Annotated in this window: 17 protein-coding genes and 1 riboswitch; of the genes, 4 read left to right on the top strand and 13 right to left on the bottom strand. The window is 51.2% G+C overall.

Going from position 1 to position 19010, the window contains the following annotated elements:
• Position 1: 1 nt before the first annotated feature.
• Positions 2-367 carry an RNA polymerase-binding protein DksA gene (dksA, locus tag HYT77_08875; protein MBI2068107.1) on the bottom strand — a complete coding sequence of 122 codons (366 nt, stop codon included), beginning with the start codon at positions 365-367 and terminating at the stop codon, positions 2-4.
• Positions 368-410: 43 nt separating this feature from the next.
• Between dksA and HYT77_08870 the strand changes: the two genes are divergently transcribed.
• The gene (locus tag HYT77_08870; protein ID MBI2068106.1) at positions 411-773 is read left to right on the top strand and encodes a DUF721 domain-containing protein; all 363 of its coding nucleotides are present in this window, start codon (positions 411-413) and stop codon (positions 771-773) included.
• Here HYT77_08870 and HYT77_08865 read toward each other — a convergent pair.
• Genes HYT77_08865 through purD form a run of 4 tightly spaced genes read right to left on the bottom strand, consistent with a single transcriptional unit; the run spans position 701 to position 4435 of the window.
• Positions 701-2020, bottom strand: coding sequence for a DUF1015 domain-containing protein (locus tag HYT77_08865; GenBank protein MBI2068105.1), 1320 nt, complete (start codon positions 2018-2020; stop codon positions 701-703). The genes HYT77_08870 and HYT77_08865 overlap by 73 nt on opposite strands.
• On the bottom strand, positions 2017-2664 hold the full coding sequence (locus HYT77_08860) for a threonylcarbamoyl-AMP synthase (protein ID MBI2068104.1): 648 nt from the start codon (positions 2662-2664) through the stop codon (positions 2017-2019). Before HYT77_08860 ends, HYT77_08865 begins: the two co-directional genes overlap by 4 nt.
• Positions 2661-3170: a 5-(carboxyamino)imidazole ribonucleotide mutase gene (gene purE, locus HYT77_08855; GenBank protein ID MBI2068103.1), complete on the bottom strand. Its 510-nt coding sequence runs from the start codon at positions 3168-3170 to the stop codon at positions 2661-2663. The genes HYT77_08860 and purE overlap by 4 nt, the downstream gene beginning before the upstream one ends.
• Positions 3167-4435 carry a phosphoribosylamine--glycine ligase gene (gene purD / locus HYT77_08850; protein ID MBI2068102.1) on the bottom strand — a complete coding sequence of 423 codons (1269 nt, stop codon included), beginning with the start codon at positions 4433-4435 and terminating at the stop codon, positions 3167-3169. The genes purE and purD overlap by 4 nt, the downstream gene beginning before the upstream one ends.
• Positions 4436-4568: 133 nt before the next feature.
• Between purD and HYT77_08845 the strand changes: the two genes are divergently transcribed.
• Positions 4569-5519 (top strand): hypothetical protein, encoded by a 951-nt coding sequence (locus tag HYT77_08845; protein MBI2068101.1) that lies wholly within the window; start codon positions 4569-4571, stop codon positions 5517-5519.
• Here the strand turns inward: HYT77_08845 and purH are convergent.
• From purH to alr, 8 genes are all read right to left on the bottom strand, one after another.
• Entirely contained in the window at positions 5516-7183 is a 1668-nt protein-coding gene (purH, locus tag HYT77_08840) for a bifunctional phosphoribosylaminoimidazolecarboxamide formyltransferase/IMP cyclohydrolase (GenBank protein ID MBI2068100.1), read from the bottom strand. The genes HYT77_08845 and purH overlap by 4 nt on opposite strands.
• A gap of 351 nt (positions 7184-7534) precedes the next feature.
• Positions 7535-8245, bottom strand: a complete 711-nt coding sequence (locus HYT77_08835; GenBank protein ID MBI2068099.1) for a hypothetical protein — start codon at positions 8243-8245, stop codon at positions 7535-7537.
• Between the two features lie 8 nt (positions 8246-8253).
• Positions 8254-10968 carry a hypothetical protein gene (locus HYT77_08830; protein MBI2068098.1) on the bottom strand — a complete coding sequence of 905 codons (2715 nt, stop codon included), beginning with the start codon at positions 10966-10968 and terminating at the stop codon, positions 8254-8256.
• Positions 10965-13739, bottom strand: coding sequence for a DUF11 domain-containing protein (locus HYT77_08825; GenBank protein MBI2068097.1), 2775 nt, complete (start codon positions 13737-13739; stop codon positions 10965-10967). The genes HYT77_08830 and HYT77_08825 overlap by 4 nt, the downstream gene beginning before the upstream one ends.
• Before the next feature lie 179 nt (positions 13740-13918).
• Positions 13919-15172, bottom strand: a complete 1254-nt coding sequence (locus HYT77_08820) for an MCE family protein (GenBank protein ID MBI2068096.1) — start codon at positions 15170-15172, stop codon at positions 13919-13921.
• Positions 15173-15186: 14 nt separating this feature from the next.
• Positions 15187-15915: an ABC transporter ATP-binding protein gene (locus tag HYT77_08815; GenBank protein ID MBI2068095.1), complete on the bottom strand. Its 729-nt coding sequence runs from the start codon at positions 15913-15915 to the stop codon at positions 15187-15189.
• Positions 15915-16751, bottom strand: coding sequence for an ABC transporter permease (locus HYT77_08810; protein ID MBI2068094.1), 837 nt, complete (start codon positions 16749-16751; stop codon positions 15915-15917). The genes HYT77_08815 and HYT77_08810 overlap by 1 nt, the downstream gene beginning before the upstream one ends.
• Entirely contained in the window at positions 16687-17808 is a 1122-nt protein-coding gene (alr, locus tag HYT77_08805) for an alanine racemase (GenBank protein MBI2068093.1), read from the bottom strand. Before alr ends, HYT77_08810 begins: the two co-directional genes overlap by 65 nt.
• Before the next feature lie 76 nt (positions 17809-17884).
• On the opposite strand from alr, the gene HYT77_08800 reads away from it, so the two are divergent.
• Positions 17885-18679, top strand: coding sequence for an MBL fold metallo-hydrolase (locus tag HYT77_08800; protein ID MBI2068092.1), 795 nt, complete (start codon positions 17885-17887; stop codon positions 18677-18679).
• A 31-nt stretch (positions 18680-18710) separates the two neighbouring features.
• Positions 18711-18813, top strand: a riboswitch (TPP riboswitch).
• Positions 18803-19006: a sulfur carrier protein ThiS gene (gene thiS, locus HYT77_08795; GenBank protein MBI2068091.1), complete on the top strand. Its 204-nt coding sequence runs from the start codon at positions 18803-18805 to the stop codon at positions 19004-19006. It overlaps the preceding riboswitch by 11 nt.
• Positions 19007-19010: the final 4 nt, after the last annotated feature.

The raw sequence follows: 19010 nt of genomic DNA, 5'->3' as shown, positions 1-19010 counted from the left end.
ATTACTCAGCGAAGGTCCGCTCAACCCGCTCTTCCTCTTCCTTACAACGGATACAGAGATCCGTGACGGGACGTGCCTCGAGCCGCTTAAGGCCAATATCCTCACCGCAGCGCTCGCAGACACCGTATTCCCCCGCCTCGATCTTCTGCAGCGCCTTTTCAATCTTTTTGAAGAGGACCCTCTCACGATCACGAAGACGGAGAACCATTGATTGATCCGACTCCGAGGAGGCGAGATCAACCTCATCCGCAAGATCGTCCGTCGAGAAACCGATCCCCTGATCTTTTGTTGATTCAGCCATCTTGCGAAGCTCATTCTGGCGCTCCTGCAAGATCTCCTTGAACCGTTTAAGTTCTTTTTTGTTCATAGATTGACTCCCGGAAGTATCTGTATTTTACTCTCCCTTGTCAATGCGAAAAAGGCTTCCCAAGTTGTTGTCAATCAAGGAGATTCTACCCAATGCCATGCATCAAACAGTGCCTGATCAAAAGTCAATTATTTGGTCCCTCGACGACCTTTGGGAGCAAATTGTGGGGGCGCCGCTTGCCCGACAGACCCGTCCCCTCTCGATCAAAGAAGGTAAATTAAAAATCGGAGTGGTCCATTCAACACTCGCCAATGAACTGATCTTTCTGCAATCGACCTTGATCGAACGGATCAAAAAAGAGATCCCCTCACTCAAGGTTTCTGAACTCCGCTTTCAGATTATGACCTCTTCCTCCGGATCAATCGGATTAAAAACGAGCCCCGAAAGAAGCTTTGGAAAAAAATAGGTGCTTTTGGGAGGAAGAACCGTTCCTTTTTGGGCCACTCGAAACACCTCCGCTGGAGAGGGGGCTGAAAGGAGAATCCCAAAATCGTCCGGCTCTCTCTCCACGAGGGAGAGCAGTTCCTGCTGATCCTTAACATAGGCAATCCGTTCCGGATTCTTTTCATCCTCCTCGGTAAAGCCCAGGATCTCTCTCAAAACCGATTGATGGACCGACTGGACGTCAAGAAGATCGGAAGGCGGCAGTTCTATAAAATGGTAGGGGGTCGCTTCTTGTCCCAAAACAACTCCGAATCCGCGACGATCGGCCTTTGCTCCGAAGTCCTGTAAAAAAAGGCCGAGGCGCTCTTTTGAAAAGGAATGAACTTTGAACCTCTCCCGGAGCCTTGAAATGAGGGTGGTGGAATCAAGGTTCGGACGAAGAACCAGTCGATGCGTTGGAAGAATAATAAGGCCCGGATCAGAGATCTCGGCACAAAACATCATGATGTAGTAAAAGGGGGCTTGATCGCCTGCCTCCGGATATTTTTTTTTCATCCAATCCCGGTAAGCAAGCCCAATTTCGTAGCGATGATGTCCATCGGCAATGAACATCCCTTTCGCGGCAAGTCTCTCCGAAACTTTTTTCAGAAGGGCCGACTCAGTAAGCCGCCAGAGACGGTGAAAAGTCTGGTCATCGTCCACCACCTCCAAAAACGGAGCGGTCTTGTAATGGGGATCCAGCAGGGAAACGACCTCTTTTTGCGGATCCTCATAGAGGGAAAAGATGGGACTTAAGTTGGCATGACAATGGGTGATGAGCTGAAACCGATCCCGCTTGGGTCCTTCCAGGGTCTTTTCGTGTCGATGGATCGACTGCCCAAAATCCTCGAGCCTCCGGAGGGTGATCAGACCCCTCCTCTTTCGCTTCTTCCCCTGTAGGACAAATTCCTGCTCATAGAGGTAAAGAGCCGGCTTCTCGTCCCGAACCAAAACCCCTTCTTGGATCCATTTTTTGAGATCGGCCGCCGCACGGGTGTAGCGGTTCTCCTGTTCGGTGTCCTCCGGATGTTGCTTCCCCAAAATGAGGCGAACAACATTGTGAGGGTCTCTTGCGTAAAGACGCTCCTGTTGTGTCGGAGAGATCACGTCATAAGGAGGGGCAACAAACCGGGAGGGATCCCCTGCCTTCTCCTGATGATAAAGAAGCCCGCGAAACGGGACAATCTTAGGGGCTCGCGTCGCCCCCTCCACCGGCAAAGTTGTTTTCAAACCGCCTCCTCATTTTCAAAATGCTTGAAGATCATTTCGACAGGAATGACTCCCTCACGAATAACGGACAGTTTCTCCTCGGTGACATCCACAACGGTCGAGCCGTTTGAGGGGGGGAGTTCTCCTCCATCAATTATCAAATCAATCTTTTCACCAAAGTAGTTCCGAATATGCTTCGGATGCGTTGACGGCGGAAAGCCAGAGAGATTGGCTGACGTGGTGGAAAGTGGCCTGCCGAGGGTACGCACGATCGCTGTTGCCACAGGATGGGAAGAGATGCGGATTCCAATCTTGCCGGTGTTGGTTGTCAGTTGATCCGAGATCTTCCCATTCGTCCGAAAAAGGATCGTCAGGGGTCCGGGCCAAAAGAGATCGATCAAGAGTAGCGCCTTCTCAGGGATCTCGCGAACATAATTCGCCAACATGGTACGATCGGAGACAATCACGGCAATCGGATTTCCATAATCACGCCTCTTGAAATCGAAAAGACGTTTGATCGCCGCCTCGTTGGAGATATCAACCCCCAGCCCATAAAAAGTCTCTGTCGGGTAGGCACAGATCGCCCCCTCACGGATCATCCCGACTGCCTCACGGACGAGTGATTCGTCAGGGTTCTCAGAATCGATCTTCAAAATGTGGCTCATACCTCTCCTCCGCCAACCTGGCGGTTCTTCTCAGCCAGTTTTTTTTCCATCTCCTGGCGATATTGAATCAGCTTCTTCTTGAGTTCAGGATCCTGCAAGGCAAGAACTTCTACGGCAAGGATCCCTGCATTTTTTGCCCCCGCCTTTCCAATACCCATACAGGCAACAGGAACCCCGCCGGGCATCTGGGCCGTGGAAAGGAGCGCGTCCAGCCCCTGCAGAGACGAGGAATCAATCGGCACGCCAATGACCGGCAGTGTCGTATGGGCGGCCAGAACTCCGGCTAAATGGGCCGCATAACCGGCACCGGCAATCAGAAGATGCAGTCCCCTCTTCTCCGCCGACTCCACATAAACGGTCGTTCTCTTCGGTGACCGGTGGGCCGAGGTAATCACAATCTCATGGGGGACTGAGAACTGTTCCAGAACCTTGACCGTCTCATTCATGACCTCAAGATCGGAATCACTTCCCATCAAAATACCAACGAGTGGTTGTTTGTTGTTCATAAAGACCCCTTTAATCCAATATCTTTTCTGTAATGAACCCCTTTCCAATAAATCTTATCACAAGCATCATAGGCCCTCTCCCGTGCCTGTCTCAAATCTTTACCCCAGGAGGTAACCCCCAGCACCCTCCCTCCATTGGTCAGCCATCTCCCCTCCTCCTTCCTCGTGCCAGCATGAAATACCACTGTCCCCAATACTGACTTTGCCTTCTCCAAACCGGCTATTTCATCGCCCTTACAAACCTCATCCGGATAACCATGGGCCGCCAAAACAACGGTGAGCGCTACCTCCTTCTTCCAGACGGGAGCGGCCCGATCAAGTCGGCCGGCCATAGTATATTCCATGAGTTCCATCAAGTCAGAGTCAAGTCGTGCCATCAGTACCTGGGTTTCAGGATCCCCAAAACGAACATTGTATTCCAAAAGCCGTGGACCGGACGAGGTCAACATCAAGCCGGCATAAAGAACTCCTCGATAAATAATTCCTCTTCTCTTGAGCCCCTCGATCGTTGGCCGGATGATCGTCCGCAGAACGACTTTTTCAAGATCGGGCGAGAAAAACTGATTTGGGGTGGTGGCCCCCATCCCGCCGGTATTGGGCCCTTCATCTCCATCACGCACCCTTTTGTAATCCTGCGCCGTGGCAAGAGGAACGGCCTGTTCCCCGTCGACCAGAACGTGAAAAGAGACCTCCTCTCCTTTGAGAAACTCCTCAATGACAACTCTTTCTCCTGCTCCTCCAAAAATCCTCTTTTTAAGAATTTTTTCCAGTGCACCGACTGCCTCAGACCGGTCTTTACAAATGAGAACCCCCTTCCCTGCCGCCAACCCATCCGCCTTGATGACGATCGGATACGCCTGGCTCTTCAGAAAATCGACTGCCCTGTCAAAATCCGAAAAAGTTTCAAAATGGGCAGTCGGGATTTTCTCTTCTCTCAAGAGTTGTTTCGTGAATGCCTTGGAGCCCTCGAGTTCCGCCGCCTGTCGGGAGGGACCAAAACAGGGAATCTTCTCCCTTTCCAGGCGGTCAACCAATCCGAGTGTCAAAGGTAATTCGGGGCCGACAACAACAAAATCGATCTTCTGTCCCCTGCAGTGGGTCACAATCCCTTCCAGATCCTCTGGACGCCCCAAAAGCAGATCGGCCTCTTCACCAATCCCCCCATTGCCGGGAATAGCGTAAATCTTGGAGACCTTTTTGCTTTGCCTGAGCTTCCAGACGAGGGCATGTTCACGACCACCGCCGCCAACTACGAGGAGACGCATGAGTCTATCTTTAGCGTGAGTTGGTCTTTAAAATCTAGAACAAATTCAATAATGTTATCGCCAACTAATTGATTTTGTTGCCTTGGTTATCTAGCAACCACCTCTCTTCGGCCCCGATTTAAGAGCAAACCGAATGAGCCTCTCTCCCCTCACCATGAGATCCGAAGAGCCGCCGCCTTGCCGCTATCTCCCTGACAACACCCACGGTTCCTGCGAAATCAAGGGGACCGTGATCGAATTTGATGACCCCCTTCTCGTCCCCATTGCCAGATATCTGACAACCTACCCCACAGCAGCACTCATTAACCTCACCCCGTCGGGAAGGTTGCAGCTGATCAATCTCGAAAGGAAAGAGTTTGTGCGACGATTTCCAAGAGATTATTCTCGACCGGAACATTTTTATTGGGAGCCTGATCACCTCTACCTTCAGGAGGCAGAGAAGTGGGACGACAATATCCTCAATACCCCTGAGTTTCTGGAACCCCTCCGAAAGAGGGTTGACCCCAAGAGACGCCCCTCACTTTACTGGGTCTCCCGCGATGAAAATAGCCTCTTCATCTCCCCCTCACTCAAATTCTACACGACCGAACTTGTTCGCGAATTTGTCACACAGGGATTTACCTATCATCTGCCTCCTTACCTTTATGGTGAACTCCGCATGGTGCAGACAGCCAGCGAGGAAGGGAAGAGCCTTCACCAGCTTCGCTTTCGGGCGACGAATCCGGAATTCAACCGCTGGTTTGACGAAAGAATGACCAACCGATATCTTCCCTTTGATCCCAATTTGAGATTCTACGCCGGCGCCTTGACAACGGTGGGGACCAACCCCTTTGGAATTTTGACAACACTCACAGGAGGCGCCGACTCAGAGATAACAAGTTTCAGAAAAAACAAGATCATTCTCGATACGAACATTCAATACCGCGTTCGAAGCTCTGAAAAAAATCCGGCCGATGGACTCGGATTCGAATGGACCCCTCGCATCGAGTCAGAGGACAGAAGTTGGTCTTTGGGCTTAAGTATCGCCACCAATGTGGACGGAGTGTTTCGGGGAGGAATTGTCGCAAGAGGAAAGTGGGATTAGTGCCGAAAATGCCGGGTGCCCGTAAAAACCATCGCGATCCCCTGCTCATTGGCCGCATCAATCGACTCCTGATCTTTCAGTGAGCCTCCGGGTTGGATGATCGCCGTTACACCCACCTCAGCCGCCTCATCAACACTGTCACGAAAAGGGAAAAAGGCATCGGAGGCCAGAACCACTGGTTTAGTGAGGGGGAATGCCTGGTCCATCCCATCAAATTTTGAAATGGCAATTCTTACAGAATCAATCCGGCTCATCTGACCGGCCCCTGCACCAAAGAGCTTCAAAATGCCCTCCTCTTCTCCCGCGATTACAATCGCATTCGACTTGAGATGTTTTACAACCCTCCAGGCAAAGTCGAGGGCGGCCCACTCCTCGTCCGATGGCCTCTTTTTTGTGACAATCGGACACTGACGAATATCAATCCTCTTGGCATCCAGATCCTGAAGAAGAAAACCACCGGACACCTTTTTGATATCGTAAGCACCCTCTACCGCTCGCGGGGGAGGGGTCGGGGGTGATGGCAACTCCATCAACCGGATATTCTTCTTCCTGGCCAAAATTTCAAACGCCTCCTTGGAAAATGACGGTGCCACGACACACTCATAGAAGTCTTTTCCGATCTGCTCAGCCGTTTGGGGATCAATCTCCCTGTTAATCGCAACAATGCCACCAAAGGCGGAGAGAGGATCGCAGGAACGGGCGGCAATAAAGACCCCCCTCGTCGCCCCCTCCTCCCCTCTCCCTTTTACGGGAGAGGGATCAAGGGTGAGGGCTGAAACCCCACAAGGATTCGTATGTTTAATAATAACACAGGCGGGTGTCTCAAATTCTCTGACCGTTCCAATCGCAGCCTCGAGATCGAGGATATTGTTGAAGGAAAGCTCCTTGCCGTGGAGTTGTTTTGCATCGGTAACCCCCTCACACCTCCCCTCTCGATAAAACGCCCCCCTTTGATGCGGATTCTCTCCATACCGAAGATCCTGAATCTTCTCTCCCTGAAAGGTAAATGTTTGGGGGAATTTCCCTTCCATGCCGCCTGAGAGGTAATTGGAGATTGCAGCCTCATAGCGGGCCGTTAGTGCAAAGACCTTTTGAGCAAGTCGAAAATTCGTCTCCTTTGAAATGGTAGGGGCGCCGCTTGCCGCACCCTTGTGCAGTTCTTCAAGAATACCAATATAATCTCCTGTATCGCAAATCACTGTCACATCTTGCCAATTTTTGGCGGCAGCACGAAGCATTGTCGGGCCACCAATATCGATATTCTCAATCGCCTCGGCGATTCGCTCAGAACTGGCAAGGCCAGATTCTTCGACAACCCCCATCTGCTTTTCAACCACCTCTTCAAATGGATAGAGATTTACAACAACCATGTCGATTGCCTGAATTCCTGACCTCTTGAGTTCCTCCTCGTGTTTTTTGTTCGACCGGATTGCCAATATCCCCCCATGAATCCTGGGATGAAGCGTCTTCAAACGCCCATCGAGGATCTCCGGCTGACCCGTGTAATCCGAGACCTCAATGACAGCTATCTTGTTTTCCCGAAGCAGCTTGCAGGTCCCTCCCGTCGAAAGGATCTCAACTCCTAACTCACCTAAGGCACGGCAAAACGGTATAATCCCTGACTTATCCGACAAACTTACCAAGGCCCTTCTTATCTTTGGCATAAGATTGGATATAATCGAGCTGGGAGTCTCTACACAACTCTTTTTGTAGAGTAACCGATAATAGAGATGTCATGTCACCCAAAATCTGTTTTCCATCCTCTATGGCCACATTACTGGGGGTCTTGGGATTGGCCGTCAGCTCCTGCGGCACCGAAGAGAAACGATCGGAGCCGGCTCCGCAACCAACCCCAGAAGAGAAGGCACGGTCTTTCCTACAAGGCTCTATGAGACAGCTGTCCCAAGGGCATCTCACGACTACTTTTCTGAATAATGTCAGAGGGGCCGTTCTGAACCTGATTCCATCGCAAGGTCCCAAGATAGATCTGCTTCATGGGGAACCACTCGTCCCAATCACTTTGCAACGGGTTTTAATGTCTTTTTCGAGACAGGAGGAGAAGGTGGCATTTTACCAGTCGATTGTTTCGGAGCGGCCTTCTTATGAGGATCAGCTTTGTAACTCGGCGCGGATCCTTTTGGGGATTCCGGCAATGGAGAGTTGTCCATCTCCTCAGAAGAAACAACAAAGGTGAGAGAGCTCCTCAGCACCCATTGATTAAGAAATGAATCAAAGGTGTGTGAGGAGAGGATAAGAAACGAGCTCTCATCGACCCTCCCTCGAGCCTCGCGGTATCCTTCAATATAAATCGGATTGGGGAGCTGATTTTCCATTTCATGGATTTGCCGGTTCCTCTTTTTTAAATCCTCAACCTGTTTCATGACGGTTGGCAAACGCACTTTCTGAGAGAAGACGTCCGTCTCATGGAGATCAACTCCTTTTGCCTTGAGTAGATTGAGGCACTCCTCAAAACTTTTTCCAGAACTAAAAATATGAACCTCTGTTTTTCTGCGTGAACTCGTTCCTTTTTGTCCAGGGTCAGGGAGAGGTTGGACTGATATCAGGCGTTCCTTGGCCTGTTCGTTCCTCTCCTCATCATATTGAACTTCACCGAGCAGACTTTTCGATCTCACCTCCTCAAGGAGGGACGAAACCGCTTCGAGGGGAAACAAAAGTAACGTCCCGATGACAACCAAAAGGATCACAAGAGGATATTTTTTAATCATCACTCCTCCTAACGACAACCGGAGACAAGATAACAGTTGCAGCCAGCGACATTATCAACACCGTCCGAGATAAAGTCCGTATCGCAGGCAAAATAACCGACCGCACCACTCCCAGGCTCAATGCAACAATTGGCAGAATCAGCCAATGTGTAATGAGTTCCGCAACCACAGTAATCCCTCGCGTTACATTCAGGACCTGATGTCTCCGGCAGACAAAGCTCTCCTGAAATCCCGAATGCACTCATGAGCTCCGACATTTCCGCGGTGGGTGTTCCACAGCAGCGGACAGGCCCCACATAGGGATAACAGTTGGTCAACATCCAATGCTCCCAGAGGGTGCGACTACCCCGGGAAACCCAAGGGCCGTTGCACTCCCAACCCCGAAAACTCTCTGTGGGAGGTGCGCAAAAATCGAGGTTCGGATTGGCATCACAGAAGCTTTCACAGAAGGCATAAGAATTATTTCTTCGGCAGACATCGTCACAAAAACCAAGCGAGCTGTTCTCACTACAAAAATCATCGCAGAAACTTAAGCCCGGATTGCTCGCACAAAGATCATCACAATAACTGTAGGAGCGGTTTCTCGAACAGGTATCATCGCAGAAACTTAAGGAGCGGTTCGTTGCACAAATGTTGTCACAGTACGGTCGCCCGGGGTCATCGACGCATCGATCCTGACAGAAACCGTGAGAATTATTGTCGTTGTGACAGATATCGCCGCAAAATCCGTAGGTGTGATTCCGGCCGCAGATATTATCGCAAAATGGCAGTGATCTATTGCTGGCGCACAACTCGTCGCAGTGGGCCGGAGTTCCTGAGCTGCCACAGGCCTCTTGACAGAACTCCGAATTTCGGAAGGAGGCGTCTGTATTACAGTCATCGAGTCGTTGTTCGTTCTCCTCCTCACACTGATCTCCCGTTGAGTAGGTACATCCGCTCTCCAGATCACGATCGCTCATCTGTTGACAGATTCCACCGTCTCGTCCACGTGAAAAATGGTTCCAACACCAGTCAAAACAAGAAGCAGGAACTGACGCCCCAGCTACCTCCGGCGCACCAAATGTCCCAACACATTCCGGTGGAATATGGTTGGAAGTGTTCGGCGGCTCATAATTTGGATCATTCGGATCCTCCGTAAAATTACCGGGGTGGTGCCAGTCAAAATCGCTCGGTGGCGGTTCCCCTTCGGAGGAACCACCGGGACTCGTCTCGGTCTCTGGACTATCGACATAATCGTGGTGAATGGCTGGATGCTCTGCCAGATCAAACACCGCACCTGTCCCACCCGAAGAACCAGCACTCTCCCCAAAACCTTCACCTCCTCCTTGCCCCATCAATCTGTTGTGAAGTTCATTGAGCAAGGCGGCGGCGTTCGTCTCGCCGAGCGTCTCTCCAATACAATAAACAAGCCACTGGAGGTACAGCTCCTCATTATCCGGCGTAATAGAGCCATGGCGGCTCCCCCAATCCATGCACTCCAAGACCTCTGCCCTCTGCTCATCGGTTAAACTTTGCCAAAAGAAGGTCTCCACATAAGAATCAGGCATCGAGTTGCTGGCATTGTATTCCGGATCTCTCGCCATATCGTCGAAAGAACCACCGTAATGCTCTGCCAACCAATTCCATTCCTCAGGAGACTCGTTGCGGACACTATCCGCTAAAAAATGATAGACAATCGCCCCAACGATTCGGGCCGTCATCTCGTCTTCATAATTCAACACCGGATCGGTACTCATTATAAAATCATAATCAAAACCTGGTGCCGTCGGATCGGCATAGAGTCCACGACTCCAGTGGAAGACAATGTGGGTTGCCTCATGGGAAATCGTATTGAGGGCAAGCCCCAAGGCTGTGGGATTCAACTCGACGGCAAAATCAGCGGTGATGATAAAGCTGTTCAGGTGATGTGTTTCCCCCAACAAATAAAGGGAAAGGTTGGCCCAATATCCGTCGACCTGGTGTCCAATAAAGTCACAGAGCCCGAGCAGTTCGGGGGGGCAGGCCGGAAACCCCACGGGGGAGAGGGTATGGCCCAAAAATCGACTCACGAGAAAGGCATCTTCAATCCACCCCCTAAATTGTGAACCTTCCGTGCCTACCTCCGACGTATCGCCTGACGTCAGGGCATATTCGATCCGGTCGGCCGCCACAGAGAGGCTGTTTGCGATCAGTAATCGCTCCTCGTAGGACCATGGGATCGGGTTGTCCGAAGGACGTGAACCAGGATGGGCATAAGCCGATGACAATAACAGATCAACGAGTGAGGTCGTCTCTTCTGCCTCGGTTGGCCTTAAAACATGAGTTCCACAGCCGGATCGTGGAATCCCTCGTGTTTGAAATCGAACCTGTCTCCATCTTCCCGAAGTAGAACTGAAACGGGGTTCCCTCACATGACATCGTTTGTAGGCAGGTGCCTCCTCCCCTTCTCCTTCTGTGGTCACCTCCTCCGCACAACAGACATCGATCGCCGATTTCCCCCAAAAATGCCCGTCGCAGATGATTCGTTCGCAATCCTCCTCTTCCACCTCATCATCATTCGGGGAAAGCGATTCACGGCGGCACCCTTCCGGAAGACGCCAATCATTTATTTGCGTGATCTCCGCACCGACAAACATCCGATCATCGCGCATGAATTCAGACCAGTTGATCGCCCATAATTCGGCCGCCGGCATGAGAAGAAGAGAGACAAAAAGGTTAAGAGTAAACCAGGTCTTTCTCATCACGGCACCTCAATGACGTTGGTTGATTGATTATTGCCATCGATCAGGTCATTCGAATCGCTACTCACAACCGATTTGGTGATGTGGGTCCCGCTGCCGAGCGGTGTCATCTCAATAGAAATAGTGAAGGAGGCACCCGGGGCAACGCTTCCAAGAAAACCGCAAAAAATTACCCCGGAACCTTCCTCATAGTAACAATCCCCTGCCGATGATGGAATCATGTTAACAGAATTAAATGTGAGGAGATTGGAGATGTCATCAAAAACAAGTGACACATTCAGAGCCGCCTCAGGCCCCAAATTTTCAACAACGACAACATACAAAACGGGATTACCGACAGCGTAAGTGGGCAACGGATCCGAATCCATATTGACTTGTAAATCGGCCAGAGGAGGCCCAACGACAATCTGGAGTTCCTGCTCATTGTTGGAGGTATCCAAATCGGCAATGCTGCCGTCTACTTCAATGATCGCCGCATAGGAGCCTTCTTCACTCCCTATGATAGTAAAATTGACATCAACAATCTGTGCCCCCTCAACACTCCCCAAATCACAAAAAAGTCGATTGACTGCGGGAAAATGGCTGCACTCGCCTCCACCGGTCTGCACAACAGCGGAAGAGACGTACGAAAGGGCCGCAGGCAAGGTGATACTGAGAGAGGCCTGTTCGACACGATCGGGTCCGACATTCCGCACATGGACAGTACTCATCAGTGTCCCGCCCCTATCGACCCTTACTGGATTCGTTTCGAGACTAACAGCCAAGTCGGCACTTGCCGTCACCCATCTGGGATGTTCTGCACTGGCCGAGGTTGTAGAATCAGAGGGACGAGACTCTCGAACATCGATCTCAACACCATTGAAGGTCATTTTGTTTGGAAGATCGAAGATCGGCGCAAGAGAATGGAAAAGCGCCATCATACGACCTAATTCAGGATTATCCTGATTCGCAAGCGTCGCGTGGATGTTCCGCATGTTGGCACAGAAAGGACCCAGAAAGATGCCACCGTAGCCTCGACATTCATCCGGATAGAAGTAGCGGACACCACTTGTCGTATCAACGACGCCAGTACTTGTATCGCCTGGTGTCTCTCTTTGGATAGAGCGCGTAAACTCCTCTTTCTTCATCTTAAAGGTTGAATCGACGTAATCCATCTGACGAAGGAGGTCGAAGACGATCGCTTGGGCCATGACAGCCAACTCCTCCTCCCAAAGCGATTCAGGGCTGTTGGGCCATCCATTCATCCGGTTCCGATCAAGTTCTCTTTGAAAATAGGCGTGGACCAGCTGATGCGCAATAAGGGAGACGATCACCGGGCTGTACCCATCCGCCGGGAGATAGCCGCTTAGACCACGAATCGCCCCCATGTGGGATCCAACATCCCGGAGTTGATAACCGCGATCGACCTCCCAGTTACGGATGTAAAGTCCGCCATCGACCTTTTCACCATACGAGGGAGTGCAAGAGGAGCCTTGGGTAACACCACCCGTATTATAAAATGGATGTGAGTTGTTCGTCCGTTTGCTCTGACAGTCGTTGAAGACCTCCGACTTGATACAGATTCGGGCCTCGTCATGTTGATAATCGACAATTGAACCGCGTGCCACGGCGCATCGTTTTATCCTGATTTTTGGGCCGTACAGGGATTCCGCAATTGCCCGGATCCAACAGAAATCACCGGTGCATGGTTCCCATTCGACATCGCCAATGATCTCGTCTAAAATCCTCCAGATATTAACGACGATCTCACGCATTTCACGCTCTTCCGTACTGAGCCCCTGCTTGAGATCCCCCTCGATGCGTGACCTGACAACACCGTATTCCCCATGATTGATTTTGTGACCGAGCCGGTTCGTTGCATATTCAAGGAGTGTCCGATAATGTAGCCCACGTTCCGCCTCTGCCTGTCGTACGGTAACAGTCTTGCTCGTTAAAGAGTTCCCCCTTGGAAAGAGAGAAAGACTCTTTCGATAACCACCGGCCCGAAACGCCTGTGAGCAGGTAAAACCCCATTGGAGATGGGCGGAGCTGTAGGGAAGGTCGAGATAATTGGGGCTGATTCCACCTAAACTATAAACGTCCCCACTCGTGATCGAGACACTCAGCTCATCATACGCCTCCGTCCGAAGCGCCGCCCCCGATAGATTTTCCGACAACTGATTGATCAAATAGCGCCCATAGGTGAAGAAATGGCCATCATCGATATAATTTCTCCCCTGCCAGGCATCGTCTGATCTCTGACGAAGATTTGTCGAAGAGCCCCAACCCGTCCCATCCCTGACAAATTGCCGACCGAGCGGATGACAATTGGTGGCATGGAGCGGAATGCCGACGAGAAACGTCTTCCCATCAGGAATCAGATCACCGCAACCAGAACCGGTTCGACAGTGGTCGACCAAACGGAGAATCTTGTACTGCCCATAATCTTCAAACCCGCTATTTGGATTCCACTGTGAATTGATCTCCAGATCCGGATGGAGACGCCGATATTCGTTCGCCTCATCCTCTCCGCTGCAAAAATAGGAATTACCTGAGCCGGTCCCAACGCCTCCATTGTAAATGAGATCCCCCGCGCTTACCTCTTCAAGAGAAAACTGCGGTTTTTGGATCCTGTTGTACCCCAGCAATGTAAAATTACCGTTCGCCAAGGTCCGGCCGGCCTCACTGAGTTGATTAAACTGCTGCTGATTTCTATTCGCCCCATATTCCCCTGCCACAAGTGAGACAGGCAGAAGAACCAACGATAAAAAGAGCCGTTGTAAACTTCCGGACATAGACTTCCCAAGAGGGGGTTAACGCAAAGAATGTGCCATTCACCAAAAAATATTTTTTATTCAACTTATTGATATAATTTGATAAAAATTATGCGTTTTTTTGAATTATCAAAAAGATATGGCACTGAGTCACCAGAAAGGCAGGCTATAGTCATCACTAGAGTTTTTGCTGATTAGGGCTATTTCCCTCGTGTTGCGCCGAGTGAGACGGCCGTAAAGAGCGACTTGATATCCTCGTCGATCAGGCTGAAACCGGCCCCAACAAACCAGTCAGGCCTCTCTTGACGGGAGATGAAATCGTCAAGACCGCCCACGAGAAACAGATTGCGGGTCATGTACAGATTCGCCATCCCCTTGAGATGGGGGCGTTGATTCAAATTCGTCCGGAAATCAAAGGCAGAAAACTGCATCTGAAGGGGACCTCTCTGCCAGTCCAGGCCGATACCACCCCGGGACTCAATCATCCCTCCACGAATGGTGAAGTCATAAAAAGACTTGGCCAGTTGGGCAGAGATCCGGAAGTCGTCCATCGCAACGACCCGTTCATCACTGATTGTCTCCGTCGTGACTCCTCCTGTTGTCGTTTCGGTTGTTGTAACCGTCTGATTGGGTGATGGGCTTGGATCAACGACAAATTCCAGCCTGAAATACTTGTCGGGTCGCGGGCGCAGATTTAGCCCGACATAGTTTTTGAAATCGGTCGTCCTCCCCAGGTACTCAAGATGGTAATCAAACTGGAACTGGAAGCGATTGATCCCGCCAATCGTCTCGGAAACGCCCCGGGCCGCCTGATTGATATTGTCAGCAATCTCCTCGTCGTTCACGAGACGTCCCACCGTACCACGCCCCTCGTCGATCTTCCGGGAGATACTGGAAACTCTTTGAAAGGTCTCCGACAGGCTCTCCTTCTCCTCCGAAAGGATACCGCTGATATCCTCAGAGAACTGGGCGAGTCCCTCAAGAATACGGTTGATGTTTTCTTCATTTTTTTGGGAAAGTTTATTTAAACGATCAACAAACTCCTGAGCCCCGCCGGCCACCTTGCCGAGATCCACAAAAGGATTTGTGGTGGTGATCTCATCGCCGGGCCCCAATTCTCCCTTTTCGAGATTACCGGGGATCAAATCGATATAGGTCTCTCCCAGAAAACCTTTTGTCCGAACGGCAACGACGGCATCCTTGGCCATTCTGACCCGATTGTCGATCCGAAGCACTGCCATCGCCCTCCGACCCTCGACCAGCTCGAGGCGGCTGATATAGCCAACCTGGATCCCGGCCACCTCAACCGGCGTTTTACGGATGAGCCCCTCGGCGGAATCGATAACAACCTTGACCTCATACCCCTCCCCCTGAACCGCCTCACGATCGCTGATACGGACCGTGATGTAGGCGACCACAAGAATCACCACGACGGCAAACAGTCCCACTTTCATTTCAGAGCTGATTCTCATACCGGTTCTTTGGCCAAAAATTGTTTCACAAACGGGTGCCGAGAGGAGCGAAAGAGTTCCGGGGGGGCCACTTCAATAATTTTCCCCTCATGAAGCATTGCCACCTGATCGGCAACGGCAAAGGTTGACTCAATATCGTGGCTGATAATAACCGACGTAATTCTCAATTTCTTCTGCATCTCCAGAACAAGACGGTTAATCTGCGTGGTTGTAATCGGATCCAGCCCTGTCGTTGGCTCATCATAAAGAATAATTTTTGGTTGTAACGCAATGGCCCGTGCGAGTCCAACTCTTTTTCTCATCCCGCCGGAAAGTTCTGAAGGCATTTTGGCCTCGATACCGTTCAAACCGACCATCTCCAGAAAACCGCCAACCTTGAGAGTAATTTCGCGCTCGGAGAGTTTTGTATGCTCCCGGAGTGGAAAGGCAACGTTCTCCCCAACCGTCATGGAGTCAAATAAGGCAGCCCCTTGATAAAGCATCCCGAATCTTTTCCGAAATTCGTTCTTCTCCCTCTCGTTCAGAAGATTGATATCAACCCCATCGACCAAAACCTTTCCGCGATCGGGCCGATGGTGACCGATGATATGCTTCAGGAGGACGGTTTTCCCCTGCCCCGAGGCCCCCAGAATAACGGTAATCCCCCCCTGAGGCACCTCAAGGGTCACTCCGTTTAAAACTGGTTGGCCGTGAAAAGATTTATAAAGGGAAGAGATCTGTATCATTAGAATTCCGGAAAGAGCTCAATAATGAAGGAGGTCAGAAAATAGTCGAGGATCAGAATTGTGACAGAGGAGACCACGACCGCCTGTGTTGTCGCGCGCCCCACCCCCTCGGCGCCCCCCGTCGTCCGATATCCTTTAAAACAGCTGATCAGGGTCAGAACGAATCCAAAAACCGCCGCCTTGAGCAGGCCGGAGACAAAGTCGTCGGCATCGACGTAATAGGTGAGCCTTCTGATAAAGGCGATGTGCGAAATATCCATGAGCCCCACCGCCACAACATAGGCACCCAAAACCCCCACAAAACAGTAAAGAGCGGCCAAACAGGGGACCATTAAAGTCCCGGCAACAACCCGCGGTACGACAAGATACTGAACGGGACTGACTGCCATCGATGACATCGCCTCGACCTGTTCAGTCACCTGCATCGTGCCGATCTCCGCCGCCATCGAAGAACCGACGCGCGCAACCACCATAAGGGCCGTAAAGACAGGGGCAATCTCACGTGAGAGGGCGAGGCCAACTGTCGCCCCCACAAGTGATTCCGCATGAAAAAGTTGAAAACCGAATCCGACCTCCAGCGCAAAGACCATTCCGGTGAAGGTCGCTGTGAGCAGAATGATCGGGAGTGACCGGATACCCAGATTTTCAAACTGCCTGAAGAAAAGAGGCCTTCTGAAAGGAGGCCTCAAAAGCCAGCTGAAAAAGGAGCGGGCAAAGAGAAGAAACTCCCCCAATTCCGCGGTTCCAACCAAAACAGATCGTCCCAGTCGCTCAACGGCGGTCGGGATCGATGTAGTGGCGCGGAAGTCGTTCAGCCACTTTGCAAAAGATTTCATAGGATATGGTGTTGGCCCAGGCCCCCACCTCTTCGGCTGTGATCAGTCCCTTGCCTTGAGGCCCCAGCAGGACCACCTCGTCTCCCACCTGAGCCGATGGGAGAGTCGTGAGATCGATCATAAACATATCCATGCAGACCGTTCCTGCAACCGGGACTCGTTGTCCTCTCACCAGGACAGAGGCCTTATTGGAAAGAAGCCGCGGATATCCATCCGCATAACCGACCGGGACACAACCGATCCGGGAAGGCTTCTTGGTCAGGAAGGTCCTCCCATAACTGACAAAGGTCCCCTTGGGAACCTTCTTGATCGAGATGATCCGACTCTTCCACTTCATAACCGGTTGCAATGAGACAATCTTTTTTTGTCGAGGGATCGGGTAGGCCCCATAAAGAACCACACCCAGTCGGACGGCACCATAGTCCCCGTACCGCTTGTCAACCGTTGCCAGACTATTCGCCACATGGCACAAAGCGGCTGGATATCTCTTTTGAAACTCAACGCGGGCCTTTTCAAAGGCAACGATCTGCTTGCCAGCAAAATCAGTCTTATCAGCATCCGAAAGGTGTGTGATAAGACCAATCGGGTTCAGACAGTCCATTTTGCTCAATTCTTCAAAGAAGCGAGGGGTCTCCTCGACTGTTACACCGAGGCGCGTCATCCCCGTATCGATCTTGACATGAAGATCCAATTTCTCTCCACGCCCCTTCAGATAGCTCTGCAGATCCCGTGCCGTGTTTAAATCATAGAGAACGGGGGTCAATTGATATCGAAGCAGCTCCGCCCCTCTCCCCTCGACCAATCCCAGGAGAATCAGAATCGGTCGCTTGATCCCTGCCTCACGAAGCTGAATTCCCTCATCAATCGTACCAACTCCGAAAATATCTGCCCCCTGAGACTGCAGGATCCGTGCGGTTGGTACTGCGCCATGCCCATAGGCATTCGATTTGACGACCGTCACCGTCTTTGTTGTCGGAGGAATCAGTTTCTTCAAGACCTGAAAATTATGGCGGACGGCCCCAAGATCAATCTCAATCGATGTCGGTGTATCCCTCATAGTAAAGCGGGGGCGTTATATCCCTATTTGAATTAAATTTGCAACGGGGTCGTTAAAATACTAGAACTCTCCTCCTATGCCACTGAAGGCGACTTACCTTGGACACGCCTCCGTCCTGCTCGAAAATGAAGAGGTGAAGGTCATGACAGACCCCCTCTTCAGCGAGAAGATCTTCTTTTTAAGGCGCCATACCCCCGTTGGTATTGACCCCTCAAACCTCCCTCCCCTTGATGCCATCCTTATTTCCCATGCCCATTATGACCATCTGGATATCCCTTCGTTCAAATATATCCCCTCCTCCGTACCGATTGTTCTCCCCCCGGGGCTGGCGAAACTGGTCGGTAAATTCCTAAGAAATCCCCTTATTGAACTTGAAACAGGGAGATCGACGGAGATCAAGAAGGGACTCCTCATCAAGGCGTTTCCTGTGAGGCATTACGGTTTCAGGCTTCTTCCATTTCGATACACCCGTTGCAACGGCTACCTGATCAAGATGAATGAAGAGACGGCCTTCTTCCCCGGTGACACCGCCTATCGATCCGACTTTGGATCGTTCTTCCCGGATGAAAAAATCGACCTGGCACTGCTTCCGATCGCCGCTTATAAACCCCGATGGCTCATGAAGGGGCGCCACATGAATCCCGAGGAGGCCGTTCGTGTTTTTGAGGAGATTCAGGCGAAGCAGATGATCCCGATCCATTGGGGGGCGTTCAAACTTTCAACCGAACCGATGGAAGAGCCAATTGAGTGGCTCAAGAAGATTGCGAGCGAAAAACGGCTTCAAGTGCAGATTCAGATTCTAAACCCGGGGGAGGCCTGGGCATCCTCCGAAGCACTCCGACTCGTAGAGTCCAAACAAATTCGCTCATAATTTGACATCCTCAAGCCAGGTTGATACGAACCGGAACTATCAGGGGTGCCCTTCAACTTGTGCCAGAGGGCTGAGATGAGACCCTTTAACCTGATCCGGGTAATGCCGGCGTAGGGAGATCCAATGATTGACATCTATCTCAATGGAGAGATTCAAAAGTTCGAGGCTCCAATCACCTTGAGTGAAATTCTGGAGAGGCTACGAATCCCTCTTTCCGCTATGGCGATCGCTGTCAATCGGGAGATTGTCCCCCGCTCCGAGTTTCCCCTCTTCAAAATCAAGGAGGGGGATCGGATTGAGGTCGTGAAGGCCGTGGGAGGGGGATAAAAAA

This window comes from Deltaproteobacteria bacterium (genome assembly GCA_016180855.1).
Lineage (GTDB): Bacteria > UBA10199 > UBA10199 > JACPAL01 > JACPAL01 > JACPAL01.
The sequence above is the reverse complement of the archived record's forward strand: the minus strand, read 5'-3'. Positions and strand labels throughout refer to the sequence as shown.

Excerpts from the sequence above, each read along its gene's own strand:
- HYT77_08820 (MBI2068096.1), bottom strand. The coding sequence starts at position 15,172 with ATGAAAGTGGGACTGTTTGCCGTCGTGGTGATTCTTGTGGTCGCCTAC.
- HYT77_08800 (MBI2068092.1), top strand. The coding sequence starts at position 17,885 with ATGCCACTGAAGGCGACTTACCTTGGACACGCCTCCGTCCTGCTCGAA.
- thiS (MBI2068091.1), top strand. The coding sequence starts at position 18,803 with ATGATTGACATCTATCTCAATGGAGAGATTCAAAAGTTCGAGGCTCCA.
- purE (MBI2068103.1), bottom strand. The coding sequence starts at position 3,170 with ATGAACAACAAACAACCACTCGTTGGTATTTTGATGGGAAGTGATTCC.
- alr (MBI2068093.1), bottom strand. The coding sequence starts at position 17,808 with ATGAGGGATACACCGACATCGATTGAGATTGATCTTGGGGCCGTCCGC.
- HYT77_08835 (MBI2068099.1), bottom strand. The coding sequence starts at position 8,245 with ATGATTAAAAAATATCCTCTTGTGATCCTTTTGGTTGTCATCGGGACG.
- HYT77_08860 (MBI2068104.1), bottom strand. The coding sequence starts at position 2,664 with ATGAGCCACATTTTGAAGATCGATTCTGAGAACCCTGACGAATCACTC.
- HYT77_08870 (MBI2068106.1), top strand. The coding sequence starts at position 411 with ATGCGAAAAAGGCTTCCCAAGTTGTTGTCAATCAAGGAGATTCTACCC.
- purH (MBI2068100.1), bottom strand. The coding sequence starts at position 7,183 with ATGCCAAAGATAAGAAGGGCCTTGGTAAGTTTGTCGGATAAGTCAGGG.
- dksA (MBI2068107.1), bottom strand. The coding sequence starts at position 367 with ATGAACAAAAAAGAACTTAAACGGTTCAAGGAGATCTTGCAGGAGCGC.
- HYT77_08810 (MBI2068094.1), bottom strand. The coding sequence starts at position 16,751 with ATGAAATCTTTTGCAAAGTGGCTGAACGACTTCCGCGCCACTACATCG.
- HYT77_08845 (MBI2068101.1), top strand. The coding sequence starts at position 4,569 with ATGAGCCTCTCTCCCCTCACCATGAGATCCGAAGAGCCGCCGCCTTGC.
- HYT77_08815 (MBI2068095.1), bottom strand. The coding sequence starts at position 15,915 with ATGATACAGATCTCTTCCCTTTATAAATCTTTTCACGGCCAACCAGTT.
- HYT77_08825 (MBI2068097.1), bottom strand. The coding sequence starts at position 13,739 with ATGTCCGGAAGTTTACAACGGCTCTTTTTATCGTTGGTTCTTCTGCCT.
- purD (MBI2068102.1), bottom strand. The coding sequence starts at position 4,435 with ATGCGTCTCCTCGTAGTTGGCGGCGGTGGTCGTGAACATGCCCTCGTC.